Annotated in this window: 24 protein-coding genes; 19 read left to right on the top strand and 5 right to left on the bottom strand. The window is 66.0% G+C overall.

Annotated elements, in window-relative coordinates:
• Positions 1–265 precede the first annotated feature (265 nt).
• Both lon and tgt read right to left on the bottom strand, forming a co-directional pair.
• A complete protein-coding gene (gene lon / locus RLN94_RS15925; RefSeq protein ID WP_350169245.1) occupies positions 266–2,674 on the bottom strand; it encodes an endopeptidase La in 2,409 nt (802 codons plus the stop codon).
• A 259-nt stretch (positions 2,675–2,933) separates the two neighbouring features.
• Positions 2,934–4,061, bottom strand: coding sequence for a tRNA guanosine(34) transglycosylase Tgt (gene tgt / locus RLN94_RS15920; protein WP_350080099.1), 1,128 nt, complete (start codon positions 4,059–4,061; stop codon positions 2,934–2,936).
• Positions 4,062–4,194: 133 nt separating this feature from the next.
• Here tgt and rimK point away from each other — a divergent pair, with 133 nt between their 5' ends.
• From rimK to tpiA, 6 genes are all read left to right on the top strand, one after another.
• On the top strand, positions 4,195–5,619 hold the full coding sequence (rimK, locus tag RLN94_RS15915; protein WP_350130855.1) for a 30S ribosomal protein S6--L-glutamate ligase: 1,425 nt from the start codon (positions 4,195–4,197) through the stop codon (positions 5,617–5,619).
• A gap of 75 nt (positions 5,620–5,694) precedes the next feature.
• Positions 5,695–6,057, top strand: a complete 363-nt coding sequence (locus RLN94_RS15910) for an SUF system Fe-S cluster assembly protein (protein WP_300894126.1) — start codon at positions 5,695–5,697, stop codon at positions 6,055–6,057.
• Positions 6,058–6,164: 107 nt separating this feature from the next.
• Positions 6,165–6,803: a hypothetical protein gene (locus RLN94_RS15905; protein WP_350080097.1), complete on the top strand. Its 639-nt coding sequence runs from the start codon at positions 6,165–6,167 to the stop codon at positions 6,801–6,803.
• A complete protein-coding gene (locus RLN94_RS15900; protein ID WP_350080095.1) occupies positions 6,800–7,519 on the top strand; it encodes a DUF3307 domain-containing protein in 720 nt (239 codons plus the stop codon). The genes RLN94_RS15905 and RLN94_RS15900 overlap by 4 nt, the downstream gene beginning before the upstream one ends.
• A 28-nt stretch (positions 7,520–7,547) precedes the next feature.
• Positions 7,548–7,898 carry a HesB/IscA family protein gene (locus tag RLN94_RS15895; protein WP_350080092.1) on the top strand — a complete coding sequence of 117 codons (351 nt, stop codon included), beginning with the start codon at positions 7,548–7,550 and terminating at the stop codon, positions 7,896–7,898.
• A 56-nt stretch (positions 7,899–7,954) separates the two neighbouring features.
• Complete coding sequence (gene tpiA / locus RLN94_RS15890) at positions 7,955–8,707, top strand: triose-phosphate isomerase (protein ID WP_350080090.1); 753 nt, start codon at positions 7,955–7,957, stop codon at positions 8,705–8,707.
• Positions 8,708–8,782: 75 nt separating this feature from the next.
• Here tpiA and RLN94_RS15885 read toward each other — a convergent pair whose 3' ends face one another.
• On the bottom strand, positions 8,783–9,244 hold the full coding sequence (locus tag RLN94_RS15885; protein WP_350130854.1) for an Lrp/AsnC family transcriptional regulator: 462 nt from the start codon (positions 9,242–9,244) through the stop codon (positions 8,783–8,785).
• 146 nt (positions 9,245–9,390) lie between these two features.
• Between RLN94_RS15885 and cysG the strand changes: the two genes are divergently transcribed.
• The 6 genes from cysG (at position 9,391) to RLN94_RS15855 (ending at position 14,832) form a co-directional block, all read left to right on the top strand.
• Complete coding sequence (gene cysG / locus RLN94_RS15880) at positions 9,391–10,785, top strand: siroheme synthase CysG (RefSeq protein ID WP_350080086.1); 1,395 nt, start codon at positions 9,391–9,393, stop codon at positions 10,783–10,785.
• Between the two features lies 1 nt (position 10,786).
• A complete protein-coding gene (locus RLN94_RS15875; protein WP_350080084.1) occupies positions 10,787–11,131 on the top strand; it encodes a DUF2849 domain-containing protein in 345 nt (114 codons plus the stop codon).
• Positions 11,124–12,791 carry a nitrite/sulfite reductase gene (locus tag RLN94_RS15870; protein WP_350080082.1) on the top strand — a complete coding sequence of 556 codons (1,668 nt, stop codon included), beginning with the start codon at positions 11,124–11,126 and terminating at the stop codon, positions 12,789–12,791. Before RLN94_RS15875 ends, RLN94_RS15870 begins: the two co-directional genes overlap by 8 nt.
• Positions 12,778–13,512: a phosphoadenylyl-sulfate reductase gene (locus RLN94_RS15865; RefSeq protein ID WP_350080080.1), complete on the top strand. Its 735-nt coding sequence runs from the start codon at positions 12,778–12,780 to the stop codon at positions 13,510–13,512. The genes RLN94_RS15870 and RLN94_RS15865 overlap by 14 nt, the downstream gene beginning before the upstream one ends.
• A complete protein-coding gene (locus RLN94_RS15860) occupies positions 13,509–13,916 on the top strand; it encodes a DUF934 domain-containing protein (RefSeq protein ID WP_350080078.1) in 408 nt (135 codons plus the stop codon). The genes RLN94_RS15865 and RLN94_RS15860 overlap by 4 nt, the downstream gene beginning before the upstream one ends.
• Positions 13,917–13,986: 70 nt before the next feature.
• On the top strand, positions 13,987–14,832 hold the full coding sequence (locus RLN94_RS15855; RefSeq protein ID WP_350080076.1) for a ferredoxin--NADP reductase: 846 nt from the start codon (positions 13,987–13,989) through the stop codon (positions 14,830–14,832).
• A gap of 84 nt (positions 14,833–14,916) precedes the next feature.
• On the opposite strand, the gene RLN94_RS15850 is transcribed toward RLN94_RS15855, so the two are convergent.
• Entirely contained in the window at positions 14,917–15,690 is a 774-nt protein-coding gene (locus RLN94_RS15850) for a translation initiation factor 3 (RefSeq protein ID WP_350080074.1), read from the bottom strand.
• A gap of 134 nt (positions 15,691–15,824) precedes the next feature.
• Here RLN94_RS15850 and infC point away from each other — a divergent pair, with 134 nt between their 5' ends.
• The 7 genes from infC to RLN94_RS15815 all read left to right on the top strand — a co-directional run bounded on the left by infC (position 15,825) and on the right by RLN94_RS15815 (position 23,038).
• Entirely contained in the window at positions 15,825–16,436 is a 612-nt protein-coding gene (gene infC / locus RLN94_RS15845) for a translation initiation factor IF-3 (protein ID WP_433962432.1), read from the top strand.
• A gap of 239 nt (positions 16,437–16,675) precedes the next feature.
• Positions 16,676–18,382 carry a peptide ABC transporter substrate-binding protein gene (locus tag RLN94_RS15840; protein ID WP_350080072.1) on the top strand — a complete coding sequence of 569 codons (1,707 nt, stop codon included), beginning with the start codon at positions 16,676–16,678 and terminating at the stop codon, positions 18,380–18,382.
• Positions 18,383–18,456: 74 nt separating this feature from the next.
• The gene (locus RLN94_RS15835) at positions 18,457–19,464 is read left to right on the top strand and encodes an ABC transporter permease (RefSeq protein ID WP_350080070.1); all 1,008 of its coding nucleotides are present in this window, start codon (positions 18,457–18,459) and stop codon (positions 19,462–19,464) included.
• Positions 19,457–20,422 carry an ABC transporter permease gene (locus RLN94_RS15830; protein WP_350080068.1) on the top strand — a complete coding sequence of 322 codons (966 nt, stop codon included), beginning with the start codon at positions 19,457–19,459 and terminating at the stop codon, positions 20,420–20,422. Before RLN94_RS15835 ends, RLN94_RS15830 begins: the two co-directional genes overlap by 8 nt.
• A gap of 224 nt (positions 20,423–20,646) precedes the next feature.
• Complete coding sequence (locus RLN94_RS15825) at positions 20,647–21,684, top strand: YeeE/YedE family protein (RefSeq protein ID WP_350080066.1); 1,038 nt, start codon at positions 20,647–20,649, stop codon at positions 21,682–21,684.
• Positions 21,685–21,745: 61 nt separating this feature from the next.
• Positions 21,746–22,291 carry a DUF4177 domain-containing protein gene (locus RLN94_RS15820; protein ID WP_350080064.1) on the top strand — a complete coding sequence of 182 codons (546 nt, stop codon included), beginning with the start codon at positions 21,746–21,748 and terminating at the stop codon, positions 22,289–22,291.
• 123 nt (positions 22,292–22,414) lie between these two features.
• Positions 22,415–23,038 (top strand): J domain-containing protein, encoded by a 624-nt coding sequence (locus tag RLN94_RS15815; protein ID WP_350129780.1) that lies wholly within the window; start codon positions 22,415–22,417, stop codon positions 23,036–23,038.
• 3 nt (positions 23,039–23,041) lie between these two features.
• Here RLN94_RS15815 and RLN94_RS15810 read toward each other — a convergent pair whose 3' ends face one another.
• Positions 23,042–24,262, bottom strand: coding sequence for an MFS transporter (locus tag RLN94_RS15810; protein ID WP_350129783.1), 1,221 nt, complete (start codon positions 24,260–24,262; stop codon positions 23,042–23,044).
• Positions 24,263–24,345: the final 83 nt, after the last annotated feature.

Here is a 24,345-nt window from a genome sequence, read left to right as displayed (position 1 = left end):
CGGGCGGCCCGACACGCTTGGGCCCGCGCACCCTGCCCCCCGCCGCCCGGGAAGCAGACCACCGTCGCTCGCCCGGCGCCACGGCCCCCCCAAAACAATCCCGTCCCGGCCCCCGAGCCGGGACCGCGCGCCTCCAGAGGCCCCGGGCCAGGCCCGGGGCGGGCAACCGTGCCCCGTAGGGTGGGTGCCAACCCACCACTCCACCCCCACCAAAGAAAAAGGGCGCCCCGAAGGACGCCCTTTCCCATCTCATAACACCGAAGGATCAGTGCGCCACCGCGCCCGACCCCTCGCCGGATTTCCGCGCGGCCTCGGCCGCGGCGGCCTCCTCGGCGGCCTCGTCCCAGTCGACGGGCTCCGGCGTCTCCACAAGCGCCAGCTTCAGCACGTCGCGCACGTGATCGACGGGCACGATCTTGAGCCCCTCCTTCACGTTGTCGGGGATCTCGGTCAGGTCCTTCTCGTTCTCCCGCGGGATCAGCACGGTCTTGATACCGCCCCTGAGCGCCGCCAGAAGCTTCTCCTTCAGCCCGCCAATCGGCAGCGCGTTGCCGCGCAGCGTCACCTCGCCGGTCATCGCGATATCCTTGCGCACCGGGATGCCCGACAGCACCGAAACGATCGAGGTCACCATGGCAAGCCCCGCGCTCGGCCCGTCCTTGGGCGTCGCACCTTCGGGCACGTGCACGTGGATATCCCACTTCTCGAACTGCGGCGGCTTCACGCCAATCTCCGGCGCGATCGACCGCACATAGGAACTGGCCGCGTCGATCGACTCCTTCATCACGTCGCCCAGCGTCCCGGTGGTCTTCATCCGGCCCTTGCCCGGCAGGCGCAGCGCCTCGATGTTCAGAAGCTCGCCCCCGACCGACGTATAGGCCAGCCCGGTCACGACACCGACCTGGTCACGCTCCTCGGCCAGGCCGAACTTGTACTTCTTCACGCCCAGGAAGTCGCCCAGGTTCTCGCGCGTCACCGTGATCGTCTCGTCCTTCTTCCGGATGATCCGGGTCACGGCCTTCCGCGCCACCTTGGCGATCTCACGCTCGAGGTTCCGCACACCGGCCTCCCGCGTATAGAGGCGGATGATGTCGGTCAGCGCCTCGTCGGTCAGCTCGAACTCCTTCTTCTTCAGACCGTGGTTCTTGATCTGCTTCGGAACGAGGTGCTGCTTGGCGATCTCGCGCTTTTCGTCCTCGGTGTAGCCCGCCAGCGGGATGATCTCCATCCGGTCCTTCAGCGGCTCGGGCATGTTGTAGCTGTTGGCCGTGGTCAGGAACATGACGTTCGACAGGTCGTATTCCACTTCAAGGTAGTGGTCCACGAAGGTGCCGTTCTGTTCCGGGTCCAGAACCTCCAGCATCGCACTGGCCGGGTCGCCGCGGAAATCCTGTCCCATCTTGTCGATCTCGTCGAGCAGGATGAGCGGGTTGGTCGACTTGGCCTTCTTCAGCGCCTGGATGATCTTGCCCGGCATCGAGCCGATATAGGTCCGGCGGTGGCCGCGGATCTCGCTTTCATCGCGCACGCCGCCAAGGCTGATGCGGATGAACTCGCGCCCCGTGGCCCGCGCTACCGACTGACCCAGCGACGTCTTGCCCACGCCCGGAGGGCCGACAAGGCACATGATCGGGCCCTTCAGCTTCTTCGAACGCTGCTGCACCGCCAGGTACTCGACGATCCGTTCCTTCACCTTCTCAAGCCCGTGGTGATCGGCGTCGAGGATCTCCTCGGCGCGTCCCAGGTCCTTCTTGACCCGGCTCTTCTTGTTCCACGGAATGCTCAGCATCCAGTCGAGGTAGTTGCGCACAACCGTCGCCTCGGCGCTCATCGGGCTCATGTTCTTGAGCTTCTTCAGCTCGCCCTCGGCCTTCTCGCGCGCCTCCTTCGACAGCTTGGTCTCGGCGATCTTGTCTTCCAGCTCGGCAATCTCGCCCTCGCCGTCCTCGCCGTCGCCCAGCTCTTTCTGAATGGCCTTCATCTGCTCGTTCAGATAGTACTCGCGCTGGGTGCGCTCCATCTGGCTCTTGACGCGGGTCTTGATCTTCTTCTCGACCTGCAGAACGCTCATCTCGCCCTGCATCAGGCCATAGACCTTCTCCAGCCGCTCGCTCACGCTCAGCGTCTCCAGAAGCTCCTGCTTCTGCGCCACCTCGATGCCAAGGTGACCGGCCACGAGATCGGCCAGCTTCGCGGGCTCCTCGCTCTCGGCCACGGCCGACAGGGCCTCCTCGGGGATGTTCTTCTTGACCTTGGCGTAGCGCGCGAACTCGTCCGTCACCGTGCGCAGCAGCGCGGCGATGGTGGCGGCGTCGCCCGGCATCTCGTTGAGATATTCGGCCTTCGCCTCGAAGAAATCCTCGTTCTCGAGGTAATCGGTGATGCGCACGCGCGCCACCCCTTCGACCAGCACTTTCACGGTGCCATCGGGCAGCTTCAGAAGCTGCAGCACGTTGGCCAGCACGCCGGCGCGGTAGATACCGTCGGCCGACGGGTCGTCCTCGCTCGGGTCGACCTGGCTCGACAGCAGGATCTGCTTGTCGTCCTGCATGACCTCTTCCAGCGCCCGGACCGATTTCTCGCGTCCGACGAAGAGCGGCACGATCATGTGGGGAAAGACCACGATGTCACGCAGCGGCAGCACCGGGTAAGAGTTATTGAGGGGTTCTTGCATGCTCTTGTCCTGTTCTTGGCAAGACGGCTCCGGCCCCGTTTATCGGCAGCCCCGTCCGTCTCCGTTTCCAGAAGGTTAATCTGGGGCGGTCCCCCCCGTCTTTCAACCTTCGTTGCGACAACCATGCCCCGCTGTGACACCGGGGGCAAGCGGCAAATCCCCAGCTTTTTCAGGGCCCCGGGCCGGCCCGTGCAACTTGGTCACAGCTCCGTGCGCGCGTGCGCGCACGGCCCGAACGACGTCTTCGCCCCACGCCCCCTCAGACCGGCTCGATATCCCCCTCGGCCCGGCCCGCATGGAACGCCGCCTCCCATTCCGCGAACCGGCCCGCCGCGATGGCGCCGCGCATCTGGCCCATGATCTGCTGGTAATAATGCAGGTTGTGCCAGGTCAGCAGCATCGAGCTGATGATCTCCTGGCTGCGGAAGACGTGGTGCAGGTAGGCCCGGGAATAACTCCGGCAGGCCGGACAGGTGCAGTCCTCGTCCAGCGGGCGCGGGTCGTCCATGTGCCGCGCGTTCTTGATGTTGACCTGCCCCCGCCGCGTCCACGCCTGCCCCGTCCGGCCAGAGCGCGAGGGCAGCACGCAATCCATCATGTCGATCCCGCGCTTCACGGCGCCCACGATGTCATCCGGCTTGCCCACCCCCATAAGGTAGCGCGGCCGGTCCTCGGGCAGCATCCCCGGCGCGTAATCCAGCACGCCGAACATCGCTTCCTGCCCCTCGCCCACGGCCAGCCCGCCGACCGCGTAGCCGTCGAACCCGATCTCCACCAGCTTCTCGGCGCTCTCGGCCCGCAGCTCCTGCGTCACGCCCCCCTGCTGGATGCCGAAGAGCGCATGACCGGGCCGGTCGCCGAACGCCTCCTTCGACCGGGCCGCCCACCGCATCGACAACCGCATGCTCTCGGCCACCGCCTCCTCGGCCGCGGGCAGCGCCGGGCACTCGTCGAAACACATCACGACATCCGAGCCCAGCAGCCGCTGGATCTCCATCGACCGCTCCGGCGTCAGCTCGTGTTTCGAGCCGTCGATATGGCTCTTGAAAGTCACGCCCTTCTCGGTCAGCTTGCGCAACCCCGCAAGGCTCATCACCTGGAACCCGCCACTGTCGGTCAGAATGGGCCTGTCCCAGTTCATGAACCCGTGCAGCCCGCCCAACCTTGCCACCCGCTCCGCCCCGGGCCGCAGCATGAGGTGATAGGTGTTGCCCAGCAGGATATCCGCCCCGGTCTCGCGCACGCTTCCGGGCATCATCGCCTTGACCGTGCCGGCGGTGCCCACCGGCATGAAGGCCGGCGTCCGTATTTCGCCCCGCGGCGTGGAGATCACCCCGGTCCGGGCCGGACCGTCGGTGGCGTTCAGGGAAAAGGAAAATCGCGTCATGGCGGCCCCAATGCACCGGATTTTCCGATTTGCCAAGACGTCCTTGTGTCATATCTCCATCCATGCTGGAATCAGGCCGGCAGAGCCCAAGGCGCGTCAAGACGCCCGCAACAACGACATGAGGGAGAGGTTCATGACCCAATCCGAAACGCCGGAAACACTGCAGTTCGGATGGGAAGAATGGATATCGCTCCCCGATCTCGGGGTCCCCGCCCTGCGCGCCAAGGTCGATACCGGCGCCCGCACCTCGGCGCTGCACGCATTCGATATCGAGACCTTCGGCACTCAGGCCCGCCCCAAGGTGCGCTTCACCGTCCACCCCATCCCGGGGCGCGACGACCTCGTGATCCCCTGCTCCGCCAACATCGTCGACCGGCGCGAAGTCGCCTCGTCGAACGGCGAGAAGGAGATGCGCTACGTCATCGAAAGCACCCTGCTGGTCAACGGTCAGAAATGGCCCATCGAGATCACGCTCACCAACCGCTCGTCCATGACCTCGCGGATGCTGCTCGGCCGGCAGGCGATGAAGGATCACATCTCGATCGCCGCCACCGACCGCTTCCTGCAACCCGAACTCAGCTACGACGTCTACCACACCTCCCGCATGCGCGAAGTGGCGCCGAAACGCGCGCTGCGCATCTGCGTGCTCAGCCGGGAAGACAACTACTCCACCCGCCGCCTCGTCGAGGAGGGCGAGAAGCGCGGCCACGCGGTCGAGGTCATCAACACCACCCGCTGCTACATGGCCATCAACGCGCTGGCCCCCGAAGTCCACTACGACGGCAAGCGCCTGCCCCGCTTCGACGCGGTGATCCCCCGCATCGGCGCCTCGATCACCCCCTACGGCGCCGCCATCATCCGCCAGTTCGAGACCATCGGCACCTATTGCGTCAACGGCGCCGCCGGCATCTCCGCCAGCCGCGACAAGCTCTACGCCCACCAGATCATGGCCCGCGCCCGCATCGGCATGCCCAACACCGCCTTCGCCAGCTCGCCCCGCGACACCGCCAACATCATCAGCCTCGTCGGCACCACGCCCCTCATCGTCAAGCTGCTGGAATCGACGCAAGGCAAGGGCGTCGTGCTGGCCGAAACCAAGAAAGCCGCCGAATCCGTCATCGACGCCTTCCGCGGCCTCAAGGCCAACTTCCTCGTGCAAAGCTTCGTCAAGGAGGCGGCGGGCGAGGATATCCGCTGCCTCGTCATCGGCGGCAAGGTCGTGGCCTCGATGAAACGCACCGGCGCCGAGGGCGATTTCCGCTCCAACCTCCACCGCGGCGGTACCGCCAAATCCGTCCGCATCACCAAGGAGGAACGCGAAACCGCCGTCCGCGCCGCCCGCGCCTTCGACCTCAACATGGCCGGCGTCGACCTGCTGCGCTCGGAAAGCGGGCCCAAGGTGCTCGAGGTCAACTCCTCCCCCGGTTTCGAGGGCATCGAGAATTCCACGGGCAAGAACATCGTCGGCAAACTCTACGAACAGATCGAGGCCCGCGTCCGCCCCGTGCCCATCCGCCGCCGCAAGTCCACGCCGGGCAGCACGGCGAAGGACGGCTGACGCCCCGCCCCCTCTGGACGCCGCCGCCGATAAATCCTATATGTTCCCTCAGGATAGGAAACTCAGGAACGCCCGATGACTCAGAGCCCGGAACCGCTCGAGGGGACCCCTCTCATCGCACCGTCCAGCACGGAACACCCGCTCTACGAACCGGTGGTCGAAGCTTGCCGTTCCGTCTACGACCCTGAAATTCCTGTGAATATCTACGATCTCGGGCTGGTCTACACGATCGACATCGACAAGGAAAACGCCGTCCGCGTGATCATGACGCTGACCGCGCCGGGCTGCCCGGTGGCCGGCGAAATGCCCGGCTGGGTCGCCGACGCGATCGAACCGCTGGAAGGCGTCAAGCATGTCGACGTCGAACTCACGTGGGAGCCGCCCTGGGGCATGGACATGATGTCGGACGAGGCAAGGCTCGAACTGGGCTTCATGTAAAGGCAAGCCTTTTGGCTTGCATCGGCGCCAAGCAAGCCTTTTCACTTGCATTATCCAAAAGCAACCCTTATACCTTGCATTTACCAAATGCAAAGGGTTACCCAGTCATGCCCCGCGTGCAGGCTGTCTTCACCGGCGATCTGATCGGCTCCCGCGGCGTCTCCGCCGCGGCGGTCGACGCGGCCATGGACAGCCTGAAGAACGCCGCGCAATCGCTTGAAACCACTCATGGTTTCACAGCTCGCTTCACCCGGAACCGCGGCGATGGCTGGCAGGTTCTCCTGCCCGATCCGCACCTTGCCCTCCACGCGTATCTCGCCATCGCCGCCACCCTGCGCGCGGCCGATACCGGGCTCGCCACCCGCATCGCCATCGGCCTCGGCCCGGTCGACTCCCCCGGCACCGCCGACCTCTCCGATGCCGCCGGCGCGGCCTTCGTCACTTCCGGCGACCTGCTCGAAACCCTCGATACCGAAACCGCCGCCATCGCCGGCCACGGCGTCACCGACTGGCAGCGCGGCGTCATCGCGCTCGCCGACTGGATCACCAGCGGCTGGACCGCCCAACAGGCCGAGGCGGTCGCCCTCACCCTGCTCGAGCCCAGCCACACCACCAACTCTGACCGCGCCCGCACTCTCGGCATCAGCCGCCAGGCCTTCGAAGCCCGCCTCAAGGGCTCCGGCCTCTCCGCCTTCAGCCCTGCACGCCGGGCCTTCCAGACCCACGATTTCGAGCCCCCCGCATGATCGAGACCTTCACCGCCCTCCTCTTCGCCCATGCGCTGGCCGATTTCCTGTTCCAGACCAACTGGATCAACGCGAACAAGCATCGGCCCCACGTGATGCTCCTGCACGGCGCCATCGTGCTGGTCACCGCCCAGGCCGCCATCGGCCGCCCCGACGCGCCCGAACTCCTCGCGCTGGCCGCCGCCCACCTCGTCATCGACGGCCTCAAGACATGGGGCAGATTCACCTCCCTCACCGCCTTCCTCGCCGACCAGGCCGCCCATGTCGCCACTATCGCCGCCGTGGCGGTCTATGCCCCCGGCCTCTGGGCCTCCGGTCCCTGGGCCGCCTATCCACCCCTCCTGCCGCTCATGGCGCTGGGCACGGGGCTGATCCTCACCCTGATCGCCGGGCAATACGCCGTGGGCCTTCTCATGCGCCCGCATGGCCCCCGCATCCGCAGCGCCGGCCTCCGCCTCGGCGGGCAGCAGATCGGCCTGCTCGAACGCGGGCTCATCTTCCTCTTCCTCCTCACCAATCACCCGATCGGCGTCGGCTTCCTGATCGGCGCCAAGTCGCTCCTCCGCTTCGGCACCGCCACCAAGGACCAGCGCACCGCCGAATACGTCATCATCGGCACGCTCGCCTCCTTCGGCTGGGCCATCGCCGTCACGCTCGCCACGCAAGGCTTTCTGTCGATGCTCCCGGCCCTTGAGATCGGCGCGCTCCGGCCTTAAGTTCAGGGGCAGGCAGAAGGATCATTCCATGTTCGGCATTCCCGGAAAACAGGCGGTCACCATGACCCCGACAGCCGCGTCCCAGATCGCGAAGCTGATGAACAAGGGCGACACCAAGGGCCTGCGCATCGGCGTCAAGAAGGGCGGCTGCGCGGGCATGGAGTACACCATGGATTACGTCACCGAGGTCGACCCCAACGACGAGGTCGTCGAACAGGACGGGGCCCGCGTGATGATCGCGCCGATGGCCCAGATGTTCCTCTTCGGCACCGAGATCGACTACCAGACCTCGCTCCTGGAATCCGGCTTCGTCTTCAACAACCCCAACGTGACCGAGGCCTGCGGCTGCGGCGAATCGATCAAGTTCGAGGGCATGTGAGGATTGCACCCCAACCCCTCCCGATCTAAGAAAAAAGAAAAGGAGAGGGCACTGGGATGATGCGCAAGCTGGCCGCCGGCAACTGGAAGATGAACGGAACCCGCGCGGCCCTGGCCGAGCTGGAAAAGATCGCCGCCGCCCATCCCGAGGCGGCTGTAGACATCCTCGTCTGCCCGCCCTTCCAGCTCCTGGCCCAGGCCGCGGACATCGCCGTCGGCAGCCCGGTCGCCATCGGCGGTCAGGACTGCCATAACGAGACCTCGGGCGCCCACACCGGCGACATCTCGGCCGCCATGCTTGTCGATGCCGGCGCGACGGCGGTGATCCTCGGCCATTCCGAACGCCGCGAAGACCATAACGAGACCAGCGCGCTTGTCCGCGAAAAGGCCCGCACGGCCATCGAGGCCGGCCTCACCGGCATCATCTGCCTCGGCGAATCCGAGGCACAGCGCGACGCCGCCAACACGCTCGACATCATCGCCGGCCAGCTCGCCACCTCCGTGCCCGACATAGCCACCGGCGCCAACACCGTCATCGCCTACGAACCGGTCTGGGCCATCGGCACCGGCAAGACCCCCACGACCGAGCAGATCGACGAGGTGCACGATTTCATCCGCGCCCGCCTTATCCGCCGTTTCGGCGAGACCGAGGGCCGCGCCATTCGCCTGCTCTACGGCGGGTCGGTCAAACCGGGCAACGCGGCCGAGATCTTCGCCACCGACAATGTCGACGGCGCGCTGGTCGGCGGCGCCAGCCTCAAGGCCGAGGATTTCTCGCCCATCATCAAGGCACTGGAAGCCACGGCTTAAGTGCTGGTAAGTGCTGGGCAGTGAATCGCACCGACGTAATACCGACAAAATACCGACGTTATACCGACGTCTGAATTACAGCGGCAGCATGGTGGTCGACTTGATCTCTTCCATCGACAGAAGCGCGGTCACGTTATGCACCTTCACCTCCGAAATCAGCGCCTGGTAGAACGTGTCATAGGCCCGCGCATTGGCCACCACGACCTTTAGAATATAGTCGATATCACCGGCCAGCCTGTGCGCCTCCTGCACCTCCGGGCGGTCCTTTAACGCCTTGAGAAATCTTGCCTGCCACTCCGCGTCATGTTCCGCCGTGCGGATCAGCACGAAGAAACACGCCTCGAACCCCAGGGCTTCAGCATCCAGCAGGAAAGTCTGCTGCCGGATCACCCCGCCCTCGCGCATCTTGCGAATCCGGTTCCACACGGGCGTCTTGGAACTGCCCACCGCCTTGGCGATGTCGTCCAGCGACTGCCCGCCGTCGCGCTGCAATTCCACAAGGATTTTCCGGTCGAGCTCGTCGAGGCGAACAGCCATTCCTGATTTGTCCTTCCGCTGGAACATTCCGTCCGGCTTGCCGCCAAACTGGAACATATGTCCTTATTTCCATTCGCGTATGGCGAATAACCGGGAATATTTTCTATATAGAGGAGGAAGTCAATCGCAACGCGGAGACGGCACAGATGAAACATTTCCCGATCTTCATGGCGCTGGAAGGCCGCCGCGTCGCCCTCTCGGGCGGCGGAGAGGCGGCGCTGGCCAAGCTGCGCCTGCTGTTGAAGACTGAGGCAGAGCTGGCCGTCTTCACCCCCGCCCCCGCGCCCGAGATCGAGGCCTGGGCCGCCGAGGGCCGCCTGACCCTCACCCGCCGCGCCCTTCAGCCCGGCGACACCGCCGGCGCCGTCATGTTCTACGCTGCCGACGAGGACGCAACCGAAGACGCCCGCACCGCCGCCATCGCCACCGCCGACGGCGCGCTGGTGAATATCGTCGACAACCTCGAAGACAGCCAGTTCATCACCCCCGCCATCGTCGACCGCGACCCGGTGACCGTGGCCATCGGCACAGAGGGCGCCGCCCCCGTGCTGGCCCGCGCCATCAAGGCCGATCTCGAGGCGCGCCTGCCCGCCACGCTGGGCACGCTCGCCCGCATCGGCAAGGGGTTCCGCAAAGCGGTCGAGGTGCTGCCCTTCGGCCGCCGCCGCCGCGATTTCTGGGCCGACTACTACTTCAACGCCGGCCCCCGCGCCATGGATGCCGGCGGCGAAGGCGAAGTGAAGAGCGCCTTGCAAGACCTTCTGGTGAAACACGAAAACGCCACCACTCCCGAGGGGCATGTCGCCTTTGTCGGCGCCGGCCCCGGCGATCCGGAACTGTTGACCCTGAAGGCCCGCAAGGCGCTCGACACCGCCGACGTGGTCATCCATGACCGGCTGGTCACGCCCGAGATCCTCGAACTGGCCCGCCGCGAAGCGGTGCTGATCGACGCCGGCAAGGAAGGCTTCGGCCCCTCCATGAGCCAGGAGGAAATCAGCCGCCTGATCGTCGAGCACGGGTCAAATGGCGCCCAGGTCGTCCGCCTCAAGGGCGGCGACCCCACCATCTTTGGCCGCCTCGACGAAGAGATCGACGCCGTCGACGCCGCCGGCCTGAGCTGGCACGTGGTCCCCGGCATCACCGCCGCCTCGGCCTCGGTCGCCGCCATCGGCCAGAGCCTCACCAAGCGCACGCGCAACTCCTCCGTCCGTTACCTCACCGGCCATGACATGAAGGGGTTCGCCGACCACGACTGGAAGGCACTCGCCCGCCCGGGCGAGGTCGCGGCAATCTACATGGGCAAGAAATCCGCCCGCTTCATTCAAGGCCGCCTCATCATGCACGGCGCCGACCGCGCCACGCCCGTCACCGTGATCGAGAACGCCTCGCGCCCCGATCAGCGGGTGCTCTCCACCACGCTCGACCGGCTGCCGCAGGATCTTTCTGACGCCGGTCTCACCGGCCCCGCGCTCACCTTCTACGGCCTCCCCCCCCGCGCGGCACAGGCCGAGATTTCCCAAGCCGAACAGGAGCTTGCCTGACATGGCCAAACCATTCACCCCCAAGGTCGTCACGGCCAACGCCCTGATCGAGGGCGACGTGGTCTACCTCGCCGCCGACGATAGCTGGACCCGCGAGCTGGCCCAGGCCGAGCTGCTCGAAGACGAGGCCGTCGCCGACGAACGCCTGCTCTTCGCCTCGGCCCAGACCGAGACGGTCGTGGGCGTCTACCTCGCCGACGCGACGCCGGGCGAAAACGGCCCCGAACCCACCCATTTCCGCGAGGATTTCCGGCGCACCGGCCCCTCCAACTATTTCCACGGCAAGCAATCCGAAGGGCCGGCCAAACCCGACGCCCCCGAGCAGGAGACGCAGACCCATGTATGACTATACCGAATTCGACGCCGCCTTCGTGGCCGAGCGCAACCGCCAGTTCCGCGCCCAGGTCGAGCGCCGCGTCGCCGGCCACCTGACCGAGGACGAGTTCAAGCCGCTCCGCCTGATGAACGGCCTCTACCTGCAGCTTCACGCCTACATGCTGCGGGTCGCCATCCCCTACGGCACGATCAACAGCCGCCAGATGGACAAGCTCGCCTACATCGCTGAAAAGTGGGACAAGGGCTATGGCCACTTCACCACGCGCCAGAATATCCAGTACAACTGGCCCAAGCTGCCGGACGTGCCCGACATGCTGGATGCGCTGGCCGAGGTGAACATGCACGCCATCCAGACCAGCGGGAACACCATCCGCAACGTCACCGCCGACCATTTCGCCGGTGCCGCGGCGGACGAGGTGGCCGACCCGCGCCCGGTGGCAGAGCTGCTGCGCCAATGGTCCACCGACCACCCGGAATTCCAGTTCCTGCCCCGCAAGTTCAAGATCGCCGTCACCGGCGCCGAGAATGACCGCGCGGTCATCAAGGCGCATGATATCGGCATCCAGATCGTCGACCGCGACGGCGACATCGGCTATCGCATCGTCGTCGGCGGCGGCCTTGGCCGGACGCCGATGATCGGCAAGGTGCTGAACGACTTCGTGCCGCAGGAAGACCTGCTTCCTTACGTCGAGGCCATCGTCAGCGTCTGGAACCTGCTGGGTCGGCGCGACAACAAGTACAAGGCCCGCATCAAGATCACCGTGCATGAGCATGGAATCGAAGACATTCGTGCCCGTGTCGAGGAGCGTTTCAAGGCGATCCGCCCGGCCTTTACCGGCATCGACGTGCAGCTTTTCGAGGAGATCAAGCAGGCCTTCGCGGCGCCGGCCTTCCGCGAGGACGGCACCGGCGTCTACGAGACCGCCTACAAGACCGACCCGATCTTCCGGGCCTGGGCCGACACCAACTTGGCCGAGCACCGCGCGCCCGGCTATGCCATCGTGCAGATCAGCCTCAAGGCCCATGGCGCGACCCCGGGCGACGCTTCGGCCGAGCAGATGCGCGTGATGGCCGAGATCGCCCGCAAATACGGCCATGACGAGCTGCGCATCAGCCACGAGCAGAACGTGATCCTGCCGCATGTCCACAAGTCCGACCTGCCGGCCATCCACGCCACGCTCAAGAAGCACGGGCTCGCCACGGCGAATATCGGCCTGATTTCCGATATCATCGCCTGCCCCGGCATGGATTACTGCGCGCTGGCCACGGCCCGCTCGATCCCCATCGCGCAAGAGATCGCCACCCGCTTCGACGAACTCAAGCTCGAGCACGAGATCGGCGACATGAAGATCAAGATCTCGGGCTGCATCAACGCCTGCGGCCACCACCACGTGGGCCATATCGGCATCCTCGGGCTGGATCGCGCGGGCGTCGAGAACTACCAGATCACGCTGGGCGGCGACGGCACGCAGGACGCGGCCATCGGCACCCGCACCGGCCCCGGTTTCTCGGCCGACGAGATCATCCCGGCGGTCGAGCGGATCGTCTATGCCTACCTGGAACTGCGCGACGGCCCGCAGGAGACCTTCCTGCAAGCCTATCGCCGCGTCGGAATGGAGCCGTTCAAGACGGCCCTCTACGAGAAGGCCGAGGCCTATGCCGCTGAATGATCTGGAGAAAACGGTCGCCAGCCTGAACGAGCGCTACCGCCACCACTCGGCGACGTCCGTTCTGGCCCACGCCCTGCGCGACCCCGATGCCGGAGAGCTGGCGCTGGTGTCGAGCTTCGGCGCCGAATCCGTCGTGCTTCTGCACATGGTGTCGGTCGCCAAGCGCGACACGCCGGTGATCTTTCTCGACACCGAGATGCTCTTCGCCGAGACACTTGTCTACCAGCAGGAGGTGAGCGAGCGGCTGGGCCTGACGGACGTGCGCGTCATCCGCGCCGAGCAGGCGGCGCTCGACCGCACCGACCCGGACCGCACCCTGCACCAGCGCGACACCGACGCCTGCTGCGACCTGCGCAAGACCGTGCCGCTGCTAAAGGCGCTCGCCCCGTTCAACGGCTGGATCACCGGCCGCAAACGGTTCCACGGCAACGGCCGCGAGGCGCTGGAGTTCTTCGAGGTCGAGCCCGGCACCGGCCGCATCAAGGTCAACCCGCTGGCCCACTGGCGCCGCGAGGACGTGCAGACCTACATGGAAGAAAACCGCCTGCCGCGCCATCCGCTGGTGGCCAAGGGCTATCCGTCGATCGGCTGCATGCCCTGCACCTCGCCCGTGAAGGAAGGTGAAGACATCCGTGCAGGTCGTTGGCGGGGCGAAGAAAAATCCGAGTGCGGCATCCATTTCGTGGATGGCAAGCTCGTCCGGACAGGAGTGAACGCATGACCGTGATCGTGACCGATACAGGCTTTTCGCCCGATGGCTTCAACGGGGAATTCACCGCGCTGGAAGAGGCGCTGCCCGGCACCCCGGCGCTCGACCTGCCCTCCGACACCGACCCGGCCACCCTTACGGGCCTGCTGGACGGCGTCGAGGCCATCCGCGTCGATTTTCCCAGCTTCGCCGACGGGCGCGGCTTCACCATCGCCCGCCAGCTTCGCCTGATGGGCTTCGCCGGCCGCCTCCGCGCCCGCGGCCACGTCATCGCCGACCAGTACGCCATGGCCCGCCGGTCCGGTTTCGACGAGGTGGAAATCTCCGACGAGCTCGCCAAACGCCAGCCGGAAGACGAGTGGACATTCCGCGCCAACTGGCAGGCCCACGACTATCAGGCCCGCCTGCGCGGATAACGCCCCTTCACCTCACCGCCCTCAACGATTAACAGAAGGTGCCGGTTCATAAGGCCGGCAGGATGCATTGATGAACGAGACCGTAACCGTGACCGACGCCAAGGCCGTGAAAGTTCCCACCCTGCCCGACGCGCAGACCGTGACAGAAGTGAAGCACTGGACCGATCGGCTGTTTTCCTTCCGCGTGTCGCGCCCCGCCAGCCTGCGCTTCCGCTCGGGCGAGTTCGTGATGATCGGGCTGATGCAGAAGGACGCCAAGACCGGCAAGGAAAAGCCGCTGCTGCGCGCCTATTCCATCGCCTCGCCCTCCTGGGATGACGAGCTGGAGTTCTACTCGATCAAGGTGCAGGACGGCCCGCTCACCTCGCGCCTGCAGCACATCCAGCCGGGCGACGAGATTATCCTGCGGCCCAAGCCCGTGGGCACGCTGGTGCATGACGCGCTGCTGCCCGGCAAGCGGATCTGGTTCTTCGCCACCGGCACCGGCTTCGCGCCCTTCGCCTCGCTCCTGCGCGATCCGCAGACCTACGAGGATTACGACGAGGTGATCATCACCCACACCTGCCGCGAGGTGGGCGAGCTGCAATACGGCCATGACCTGATCGAGTCCATCCGGTCTGACGAGATGCTGGCGGAATTGATCGGCGAGGGCTTCCACGAGAAGCTGCGCTACTACCCCACCACCACCCGCGAAGAGAGCCCGAAGATGGGCCGCATCACCGACCTGATGCGCAAGGGCGAGGTGTTCGAGGACCTGGGCGTCGAGCCGCTCTCGCCCGAAACCGACCGCGCGATGGTCTGCGGCAACCTCGCCTTCAACCTCGAGCTGAAAGAGATGCTCGAGGAATACGGCCTGCGCGAGGGCGCCAATTCCGACCCGAAGGAATACGTGGTCGAGAAGGCGTTCCTGGATTAACTACGGACCGCATTGAACTGAAGACAAAGAAAAACCCGCGACGGTCACACCGTCGCGGGTTTCGCTGCTTCCCGGCCTTGCCCTTTACAGGTCAAGCGCCTCACGCGCCGCGCTCAGCGCGGTTTCAAGCTGTTCGGGATCGCCCGCGGCCTCCCGCAGCGTTTCGATCAGCGTCGTGCGCTGAACCGCGTCGAGATCCGACGCCTCGATCAGCTCGACCGCCTGGTCGATATCGAACCCCTCTACCGTGAAGACCTCCTCGGCCGCGGCCCCTTCCACTGCGGCCTCCCCGGCGACCGTCGCGTCGGCCGGATCGTCGATGGTCAGCTCGATGATGTCTTCCTCCGCGGCCTCTTCCGTGGTCTCGGCCGCATCGTCCGATGCCTCCATCGCGTCGCTGGCGGCCTCGCCCGTCGCATCCGCCGCCTCCGAGGCCGTCTCGGCCGCGTCGTCCGCCATCTCCTCGACCGCGTCGGCGGCATCTTCCGCCGCTTCCCCGGCGATTTCGGCGGCGTCCTCGGCCGCCTCCGTCGCCTCTGCCGCGGCCTCCTCGGCCACCTCGGCCGCCTCGTCCGCGGCCTCGGCCGCCTCATCGGCCATGCCCTCGGTGGTGTCCGCAGCCTCTTCCGTCGCGATTTCCGCGGCCTCCGCCGCCTCTTCCGTCGCGGTCTCGGCGGCCTCCGCCGCCTCCTCGGCGCTTTCCCCGGCGGCGTCGGCCGCATCGCCGGCATCCTCGGCCACTTCTTCGGCCGTCTCGTCGCTCACCCCGAGCACCTCCTGCACCGATTTCCCGGTGAAAAGCAGGTATCCGCCGCCGATGACCAGAACAGCAATTAGGATCCAGAGCAGGTTTCGCATGGTCGTTCCCCTTGGCAATGGCCGCCCCCTAAGCCGGCGGCCGTCTGAAATTCAGTATCCACATGACTATCCTAACAGAAAAGCCGCAAGGGAAAACCGGCCCCGTTTCGGCCCCGAGCCGCTGATTTTGCAGCTTGAAACGCCCCTTACGGGACGCTACCTTGCGCACTCAAACAATCACGACACAAAGGAACAAAGCCATAGCCCGCAGACCCCACAACGCGCCCCCGACGCGCGACACCGGCCCCCGCGTCAACGATAAGATCCGTGCCCCTGAAATCCGCCTGATCGGCCCAGAGGGGGAAAACATCGGCGTGGTGACCCCAGAAAAGGCTATGGACCTGGCCTTCGAGGCCGAACTCGATCTCGTCGAGATCTCGCCGAACGCCACGCCGCCGGTCTGCAAGATCATGGACTACGGCAAGTACAAGTACGAACAGCAGAAACGCGAATCCGAGGCGCGCAAGAAGCAGAAGGTCATCGAGGTGAAGGAGGTGAAGTTCCGCCCCAACACCGACACGCATGACTATGACGTGAAGATGCGCAACGTGGTCAAGTTCCTCGAACATGGCGACAAGGTGAAGGTCACCCTGCGTTTCCGCGGCCGCGAGATGGCCCACCAGGACCTGGGCCGCGAGTTGTTGCACCGGGTCGCCGGAGATGTCGAGGGAATCGGCAAGGTCGAGAACATGCCCAAGATGGAAGGGCGGCAGATGATCATGATCATCGCCCCGGCCAGCAAGTAGACCCGCTCCATATACAACAAGCACGACCATGACCTCCCGCCTCCCGCGCGGGAGGTTTTGCTTTTTGGCGGCACAACCTGCGCGGAATCGCTGACGTCGCGGATCGCCGTACGGAAATCCTTGATATTCGCGGCATCTCCGTCAGTATCGCAGTGCGAACCAACAACAACGGACGGCACCGATCAACGGCGCCCGAACCGTAAAAGAGACGACAGAACGTCCAGCAAGGGAGAAGCAAAGTGAAACTCAGAACTATCCTCATCGGGGGAATCGCCGCATCGGCGCTGGCCCCAATGGCGCAGGCCGAGCGTGGTGAAGACGGCCAGGTCGGTATCATCTACTGGCAGGCGCCCTCGATCATGAACCCCTACCTGTCCGGCGGCACCAAGGATCTCGAGGCCGCCAGCCTCGTGCTCGAACCGCTTGCCCGCTACGACGAGAACGGCGACATGGTGCCGTGGCTGGTCGACGAGGTACCCACCGTCGAGAACGGCGGCGTGTCCGAGGATCTGACCTCGATCACCTGGAAGCTGACCGAGGGGCTGGTCTGGTCCGACGGCTCGCCCGTCACCTCGGAAGACGTGAAATTCAGCTGGGAATACTGCACCGCCGAGGGCGGCGGCTGTGCCCAGATCGAGAAATACGGCGGCATCGAAAGCATCGAGACGCCGGACGAGCTGACCGCCGTGGTCAAGTTCAAGAACCCCAAGCCCTTCCCCTACACCGCCTTCGTGGGCGCCCAGTCGCCCATCCTGCAAAAGGCGCAGTTCGCCGATTGCCTCGGGCCCAAGGCGCCCGAATGCACCGAGCAGAACTTCAACCCGATCGGCACCGGCCCCTTCGTGGTGACGGATTTCCGGCCCAATGACGTGATCACGCTGGAAGCCAACGAAAACTACCGCGACCCCGAGAAACCGGCCTTCGCCTCGGTCGTCTTCAAGGGCGGCGGCGATGCCACGGCGGCGGGCCGCGCGGTGCTGGAGACGGGCGAATTCGATTACGCCTGGAACCTGCAACTGGCGCCCGACGTGCTGGCCAACATGGAATCGGCCGGCAAGGGCCAGATCATCTCGGGCTTCGGCACGCTGGTCGAACGGATCATGGTCAACCAGACCGACCCGTCCGCAGACCTCGGCGACCGCCGGGCGACGCTCGATCACCCGCACCCCTTCCTGACCGACAAGGCCGTGCGACAGGCGCTGTCCATGGCGATCGACCGCGAATTGCTGGTCGAGATCGGCTATGGCGACGCGGGCCGGGTGACCTGCAACGTGCTGCCGGCGCCGGAAATCTACGCCTCCACCGCCAATGACGACTGCAAGGTGCAGGATATCGAGGGCGCCAAGGCCGTGCTGGAAGAGGCCGGCTGGACCGACACCAACGGCAACGGTGTCCGCGACAAGGACGGGGTCGAGCTGTCGATGCTGTTCCAGACCTCGACCAACGCCGTGCGCCAGGATTTCCAGGCGCTGATCAAGCAGTGGTGGTCGGAAATCGGCGTCGAGGCCGAGCTGCGCAACATCGATTCCAGCGTCTTCTTCGGCGGCGACCCGGGCAGCCCGGACACGTTCCAGAAGTTCTTCGCCGATGTCGAGATGTACGCCAACAACTTCGACGGCACCGACCCCGAGGCCTACATGTCGAACTGGCATTGCGACCAGATCCCGGCGCCGGAAAACCAGTGGCAGGGCAACAACATGCCGCGCTTCTGCAGCGAGGAATACAACGCCCTCGTCGACGAGATGCAGCAGACCGGCGAGCTCGAGAAGCGCGCGGAACTGGCAAAGGCGATGAACGACATGCTGATGCAGGAATACGTGATCATCCCGCTGGTCGATCGCGGCCGGGTGTCCGCCCATTCCAACAGCCTTGGCGGTGTCATCCTAAACACCTGGGACAGCGAGCTCTGGAACGCCGCCAACTGGTACCGCAAGGACACCAACTGAACGCTTGCCACGACCGGGCGCGCGGGTTAGCCGCGCGCCCGACGAAGGGTGACTTTCAGAGGGTGTGCGGCTGAATGCTGACCTATACAATTCGCCGGCTCGTCCTGTCGGTTCCGACGCTGCTGTTCATCGCGCTCGTCATCTTCCTTCTGCTGGAACTGGCGCCGGGCGACCCGATGGCCCAGGTGCCGCTGACGGTCCCGCCGGAAGTGAAAGCCCAGATGCGCGAAGCGCTGGGGCTGGGCGAGCCCACGCATATCCGCTTCGGCAAGTGGCTGTGGCAGTTCTTCGTGGTCGAGCCGATGGTGCTGACCGACCACCTGTTCGGCACCGAACTGGCCGCCGACAAGCAGCGCGTCATAAGCTGGCAGACCCGCTCGCCGGTGATGGATATCGTGGTGCAGCGGATGCCCCAGACCATCTGGGTGGTGGCGATGGCCTATGTCGTGGGGGTGCTGATCGCCCTGCCCATCGGCATCTACTCGGCCTACCGGCAATATTCCGTCTTCGACCAGGTCGGCACCTTCATCACCATGGTGGGCTACTCGGTCCCGCCCTTCTTCTCCGGCGTGCTGGTCATCGTGATCTTCTCGGTCCAGCTCGGCTGGCTGCCCTCGATCTACGACACCACGCACCGGGTGGTCGACTGGAATACCTTCGTCATGCAGCTCAAGCAGATGGTCATGCCGGTGATGGTTCTGGCGTTGCAAACCACGGCGCAGATCAGCCGCTTCATGCGGGCCTCGATGCTCGACAACCTCAACCAGGATTACGTCCGCACCGCCCGCGCCAAGGGCATGTCGGAACAGATCGTGGTGTTGGTCCACGTGCTGCGCAACTCGATGATCCCGGTGGTGACCGTCATCGCGCTCGGCGTGCCGCAGATCTTCGGCGGCGCCATCATCACCGAGCAGATCTTCAAGGTGAACGGGCTGGGCCAGCTTCTGATCACCGCGATCCAGGCCAACGACCTGCCGATGGTCCAGACCGTCACCTTCATGCTGGCGGTGCTGATCGTGCTCTTCAACATCATCGCCGACCTGCTTTACGGCCTGCTCGACCCGAGGATCCGCTATGACTGATCCGAAACCCGACAATCCGCAGCCGAAAACCCCGGCCCCCACCCCGCTGGGCGCGCTGAGCGATCCCCGGCCCGCGACCCCGCCGCGCAGCCAGTGGCGCGATGTCTGGGACCAGTTCAAGCACCACCGCGGCGCGCTGGCGGGCGGCATCCTCTTCCTGCTGATCATCGTCGTGGTCTATCTCGGCCCGTTCGTCTGGACGCTCGACGCCACCTATATCGACATCCGCGCCCGCAACGAGGGCCCGAGTTGGGCGCACCCGTTCGGCACCGACCAGCTTGGCCGCGACACGCTGGCCCGGATGATGGCGGGCGGTCAGGTCTCGATCGCCGTGGGGCTGACGGCGATGCTGCTGGCCCTCGGCCTCGGCAGCCTGATCGGCGTGCTGGCCGGGTTCTTCCGGCGGCTCGACGGGCCGCTCATGCGGCTGACCGACCTGTTCCTGTCCCTGCCCCTTCTGCCGCTTCTGCTGGTGATGGTGCTGCTCTTCCGGCAGGCGCTCAACACCACCTTCGGGCCGGAGACGGGCATCTTCATCCTGATCGTCTTCGCCATCGGCGTGACCAGCTGGATGCCCACCGCCCGCGTCGTGCGCGGCGACGTGCTGGCGCTGAAGGAACGGGAATTCGTGCTGGCCGCCCGCTCGATCGGGACGACCAATTTCAACCTGATCACCCGGCACGTGCTGCCCAACGTGCTCTCGCCGATCATGGTCTCGGCCACGCTCGGCATCGCCAACGCCATCATCACCGAATCCGCGCTCAGCTTCCTCGGCCTGGGCTTCCCGCCTGACTTCCCGACATGGGGCCGCCTGCTGAACGACGCGACGGTCTACCTGCAGGATTACCCGGAACGGGTGTTCTGGCCGGGCCTGGCGATCTCGCTGACGGTGCTATCGGTCAACTACCTCGGCGACGGGCTGCGCGACGCGCTCGACCCGCGTATCCGGGGGCGGTAGGCGAAAGCGGTGGTCAACAGCAAATAAGGACCGCTTCACGCCGGACCCGGCAGAGGGAAAACGTTTCACCCCCGCCCCGGCGTCAACCGGAACACTGTTCTGCCGGGACGCGCAGAGGCGAACGGTTTCCCGAAACCTGGTAGATATTCACAGGTCAGAATGCTTGATCGGCGGCAGATTCCACGCCAGATGGGAAAAAATTCCGCTTCTCTACCGAGGCTGCCATGTTTGAAGAATTCGGTTTCGAAACCCTCACCGCCCCGCAGGCGGTGGTCTGGTTCGCACTTGCCTTGGGCGTGGCCTTCGGGGCGCTGGCCCAGATTACCCGGTTCTGCCTGCGCCGCTCGCTCGTGGGCGAGGATCGCAAGCAGGCGGCCGGCGTCTGGCTGACGGCGCTTGCCGTGGCGGTGCTCGGCACGCAGGCCGCCGTGGCGCAGGGCTGGATCGGCTTCGGCGATCACCGCTTCATGGCCGCCGACCTGCCGGTGCTGGCGGTCGCTCTCGGCGGGCTGATGTTCGGCGCGGGCATGGTGCTGACCCGGGGCTGCATTTCCCGGCTGACGGTGCTGTCTGCCTCGGGCAACCTGCGCGCGCTGACCGTGGTGGTGATCTTCGCCATCACCGCGCACGCCGCCCTCAAGGGCATCCTGTCGCCCCTGCGCACCACGCTGGGCTCGGTCACGATGCCGCTCGACAGCGCCGCCCTGCCCGGCAACCCGCTGATCTGGACGGCGGTCATCGCCGCCGCCGCGCTGCTTTACGCCCTTCGCTCGGGCAACCGCCCCGGCATGCTGGTGCTGGCCGCGCTGATCGGCCTGCTGGTGCCGCTGGGCTGGGTCGGCACAGGCTTCCTTCTCTACGACGATTTCGACCCGATCGCGATGGAATCGCTGGCTTTCACCTCGTCGATGACCGACGCGCTGTTCTTCACCGTCGCCTCGACCGCCATTCCGGCGGGCTTCGGCACCGGGCTGATCGGCGGCGTTCTGCTGGGCGGGCTGGCGGCGGCGCTGCTGTCGGGCGGCTTCCGCTGGCAAAGCTTCTCGACCCCGGCGGAAACCGGCCGCTATCTTGCCGGTGGCGCGCTGATGGGCTTCGGCGGCGTCATCGCCGGCGGCTGCACCGTCGGTGCGGGCCTCTCGGGCGTGCCCACGCTCTCCATCGCCGCGATCCTCGCGGTCACCTCGATGGCCATCGGCGCGCTCGCCACGCACCGCGCGCTGCGGGCGGTTCCCGCCGCCCGGCTCCATCCCGCCGAGTAAGCCTTGCACTGACGGCCTTTGCCGCTAGGATGCACGCCGCATTTCAGCAAAGGCAGGCGGCATGACGCGCTACACATACAAGGTTATCCCGGCCCCCTCGAAGGGGCGCAAGGCCCCCGGGGTCAAAGGCGCGGAAGCGCGGTTCGCCCACGGGCTCGAAGAGGCGATGAACGAGATGGCGGCGCAGGGCTGGGAATACCTGCGCGCCGATATCCTGCCCAGCGAGGAACGCCAGGGCCTGACCTCGACCAACACCGTCTACCGCAGCGTGCTGGTCTTCCGGCGCGAGGCCAAGGGCACCGGCTCCGCGGAACGCCCGGTGCCGTCGCTGACCGCCCGGCGCGGCCCGCCGCCCGAGGAAGAGCTGAAATTCACCCGCCGCGAGCCGATTACCGCGGTTGCAACCGAGACCGGGGCCCCCGACGCCGAGGACCTGCCCGAAACCGACACCGAGGAGCGGGCCGCCAACGACGACGCCCCCGTCCGGATCGAGGACGAGGAAGCGCTGTCCGATACGCCCGAGACAGAACCCGAGACCGAAGAGGCGCAGGACGATACCACCGATGACACACGGGAAGAAGAGGACGGTGAAACCCCGCGCCGCTGAGGCGGCGAAATCTGCCGCACCGCCCGCGATTTACCGCTCCTCCACCAGATTTTTACAAACTGCCCTCTTCAATTTGCCAACCAATAATCTAAACTCTCCGATCTGACTCGCAGAGGGAAGCCCATGTCCAAGAGTGACCCATTCGGATTCGATATTTCTGTCGGCGCTTCGAAGAAGAAGAACCCGCGCGGCCGGCGCGGCATGTCGGGTGCGTCCGAAACCTCGACCCGCGTCTGCGACCATCCGGGCTGCAACGAGCCCGGCAAGTACCGCGCGCCCAAGGCGCCCGACGTGCTGGATGACTTCTACTGGTTCTGCAAGGACCACGTGCGCGAGTACAATACCAAGTGGAACTTCTTCGAAGGCACGACCGAGGCCGAGATGAACGCCCAGATGTCGAAGGACAAGGTCTGGGAACGCCAAACCAAGGCCTTCAACGACCCCGAGGCGCGCGCCTGGGCCCGGCTGGGCATCGAGGACCCGCACCAGGTTCTCGGCGGCAACGCCACCCAGAACCCCGGCAAGGCCCGCACCCAGCAGCGCAAGCTGCCCCCGACCGAGCGCCGCGCGCTGGAGATTCTCGAGGCCGAGGATACCTGGTCGAAGGCTGATATCCGCAAGGCGTACAAGTCGCTGATCAAGGTGCTGCACCCCGACATCAACGGCGGAGACCGCAGCCAGGAAGAACAGCTTCAACAGGTCGTCTGGGCCTGGGACCAGATCAAGCCGAGCCGGAACTTCAAGTAGGCGTCAGGGCGTGACGGGCTCCGGCCCCAGCCGCCGGGCGCCCAGGCGCGGGTGCAACGTGGCTGCCAGCCCCCAGCACCCGGCCAGCGCGATCCCCGCGAAGGCGAAGATGCCCGACACCGGCGCCACCAGCAGCACCAGCCACGCCGCCCCCGGCGTCAGGATCCCCGACACGTCGCGGAAGCTGGAATAGACCGCCGACATCTCGGTCCGCTCCGAGGGCTTCACCGACATCAGGAACGGCAGCCCGCCGCAGATATCGAGCAGCACAAGGAAGCCCGAGCCGCAGAACAGCACCGCCAGCGCAAGCGCCGGCGTCGGCGCCAGCATCCAACCGGCAAGGAACAGCATGCCGGCACAGGCGAACCCCGTCCGCACCGCCATCCGCACCGTGTGCCGCTGCATCCAGCGCAACATCACCGGCGTCAGGAACAGGATCGCGTTGGTGGCCGACATCATGACGCCACCGGTCTGGGGATCGAGCCCGCTTTCGACGGCATAGATCGGCAGGTAGACGACATAGGCCCACCACCCGCAGGACCGGATCACCGCGAAGAGCCAGCCCACCACCAGCCGCGGCTGGGCGAAGAAACGGCCCAGATAACGCACCGGGTTGGCCGCCGGGCGCCGCGCCCGCGTGATCAGCTTGCCATTGCCCAGCCGCATCACGAAGAACAGCGTCAAGAGCCCGCAGATCGCCGCCGCCGAGACAAGGAACGGCGCCGGCCCCCACCACTGCATCAGCGTCACGCCGGCCACCGGGCCGATCGTCCAGCCGAGCGCGCTGTAGAACATGCGCAGCGTCTCGCACTGGCCCAGTTCGGCCCGCTCGACATAGTCCAGCACATAGGCGTTGAAACACACGAAGAGCGACACCGTCGCGACCGTGATCATCACCAGCCCGGCAATCACTCCGGACCCGCCCGTGGCCGCGGCAAGCGCCCCCGACAGGAACAACGTCCCTGCCCCGGCATAGAGCCAGCGCCGCGGAATGAACCGGTTGAGCCAGGGCACCAGCAGCCCCGCCACCAGCGACAGCAACCCGGTCAGGAAATAGATCGCCGAAACAACCTGCGCGTCGCCCAGCGCCTGGTACATGGCGATCGGGAAGACCGAGACGAGCATACCGCGCGCCACGGCCTCGGCCCCGGCGAGCATGGCGAAACCGCGCATCGACGGTGCGGGGGCATGGCGAAGCCATTCGGGGATCCGGCGCTCGAACATCTGGAGCCTGTCGCTTGCTGTTTTCCAGACCGGATGCGCCCCGGCGCGCGCCCTGTCGCCTCCGTTCGCGACCCGCAGGTCGG

The sequence above is a fragment of the Roseovarius sp. genome (assembly GCF_040223625.1).
Classification (GTDB): Bacteria; Pseudomonadota; Alphaproteobacteria; order Rhodobacterales; family Rhodobacteraceae; genus Roseovarius.
Note: the sequence above shows the minus strand (reverse complement) of the source record. Positions and strands in the feature narration are given on the sequence as shown.

Bases quoted from the DNA above. Each gene is read 5' to 3' on its own strand.
- lon (WP_350169245.1), bottom strand. From the start codon at position 2,674: ATGCAAGAACCCCTCAATAACTCTTACCCGGTGCTGCCGCTGCGTGAC.
- tgt (WP_350080099.1), bottom strand. From the start codon at position 4,061: ATGACGCGATTTTCCTTTTCCCTGAACGCCACCGACGGTCCGGCCCGG.
- rimK (WP_350130855.1), top strand. From the start codon at position 4,195: ATGACCCAATCCGAAACGCCGGAAACACTGCAGTTCGGATGGGAAGAA.
- RLN94_RS15910 (WP_300894126.1), top strand. From the start codon at position 5,695: ATGACTCAGAGCCCGGAACCGCTCGAGGGGACCCCTCTCATCGCACCG.
- RLN94_RS15905 (WP_350080097.1), top strand. From the start codon at position 6,165: ATGCCCCGCGTGCAGGCTGTCTTCACCGGCGATCTGATCGGCTCCCGC.
- RLN94_RS15900 (WP_350080095.1), top strand. From the start codon at position 6,800: ATGATCGAGACCTTCACCGCCCTCCTCTTCGCCCATGCGCTGGCCGAT.
- RLN94_RS15895 (WP_350080092.1), top strand. From the start codon at position 7,548: ATGTTCGGCATTCCCGGAAAACAGGCGGTCACCATGACCCCGACAGCC.
- tpiA (WP_350080090.1), top strand. From the start codon at position 7,955: ATGATGCGCAAGCTGGCCGCCGGCAACTGGAAGATGAACGGAACCCGC.
- RLN94_RS15885 (WP_350130854.1), bottom strand. From the start codon at position 9,244: ATGGCTGTTCGCCTCGACGAGCTCGACCGGAAAATCCTTGTGGAATTG.
- cysG (WP_350080086.1), top strand. From the start codon at position 9,391: ATGAAACATTTCCCGATCTTCATGGCGCTGGAAGGCCGCCGCGTCGCC.
- RLN94_RS15875 (WP_350080084.1), top strand. From the start codon at position 10,787: ATGGCCAAACCATTCACCCCCAAGGTCGTCACGGCCAACGCCCTGATC.
- RLN94_RS15870 (WP_350080082.1), top strand. From the start codon at position 11,124: ATGTATGACTATACCGAATTCGACGCCGCCTTCGTGGCCGAGCGCAAC.
- RLN94_RS15865 (WP_350080080.1), top strand. From the start codon at position 12,778: ATGCCGCTGAATGATCTGGAGAAAACGGTCGCCAGCCTGAACGAGCGC.
- RLN94_RS15860 (WP_350080078.1), top strand. From the start codon at position 13,509: ATGACCGTGATCGTGACCGATACAGGCTTTTCGCCCGATGGCTTCAAC.
- RLN94_RS15855 (WP_350080076.1), top strand. From the start codon at position 13,987: ATGAACGAGACCGTAACCGTGACCGACGCCAAGGCCGTGAAAGTTCCC.
- RLN94_RS15850 (WP_350080074.1), bottom strand. From the start codon at position 15,690: ATGCGAAACCTGCTCTGGATCCTAATTGCTGTTCTGGTCATCGGCGGC.
- RLN94_RS15835 (WP_350080070.1), top strand. From the start codon at position 18,457: ATGCTGACCTATACAATTCGCCGGCTCGTCCTGTCGGTTCCGACGCTG.
- RLN94_RS15830 (WP_350080068.1), top strand. From the start codon at position 19,457: ATGACTGATCCGAAACCCGACAATCCGCAGCCGAAAACCCCGGCCCCC.
- RLN94_RS15825 (WP_350080066.1), top strand. From the start codon at position 20,647: ATGTTTGAAGAATTCGGTTTCGAAACCCTCACCGCCCCGCAGGCGGTG.
- RLN94_RS15820 (WP_350080064.1), top strand. From the start codon at position 21,746: ATGACGCGCTACACATACAAGGTTATCCCGGCCCCCTCGAAGGGGCGC.
- RLN94_RS15815 (WP_350129780.1), top strand. From the start codon at position 22,415: ATGTCCAAGAGTGACCCATTCGGATTCGATATTTCTGTCGGCGCTTCG.
- RLN94_RS15810 (WP_350129783.1), bottom strand. From the start codon at position 24,262: ATGTTCGAGCGCCGGATCCCCGAATGGCTTCGCCATGCCCCCGCACCG.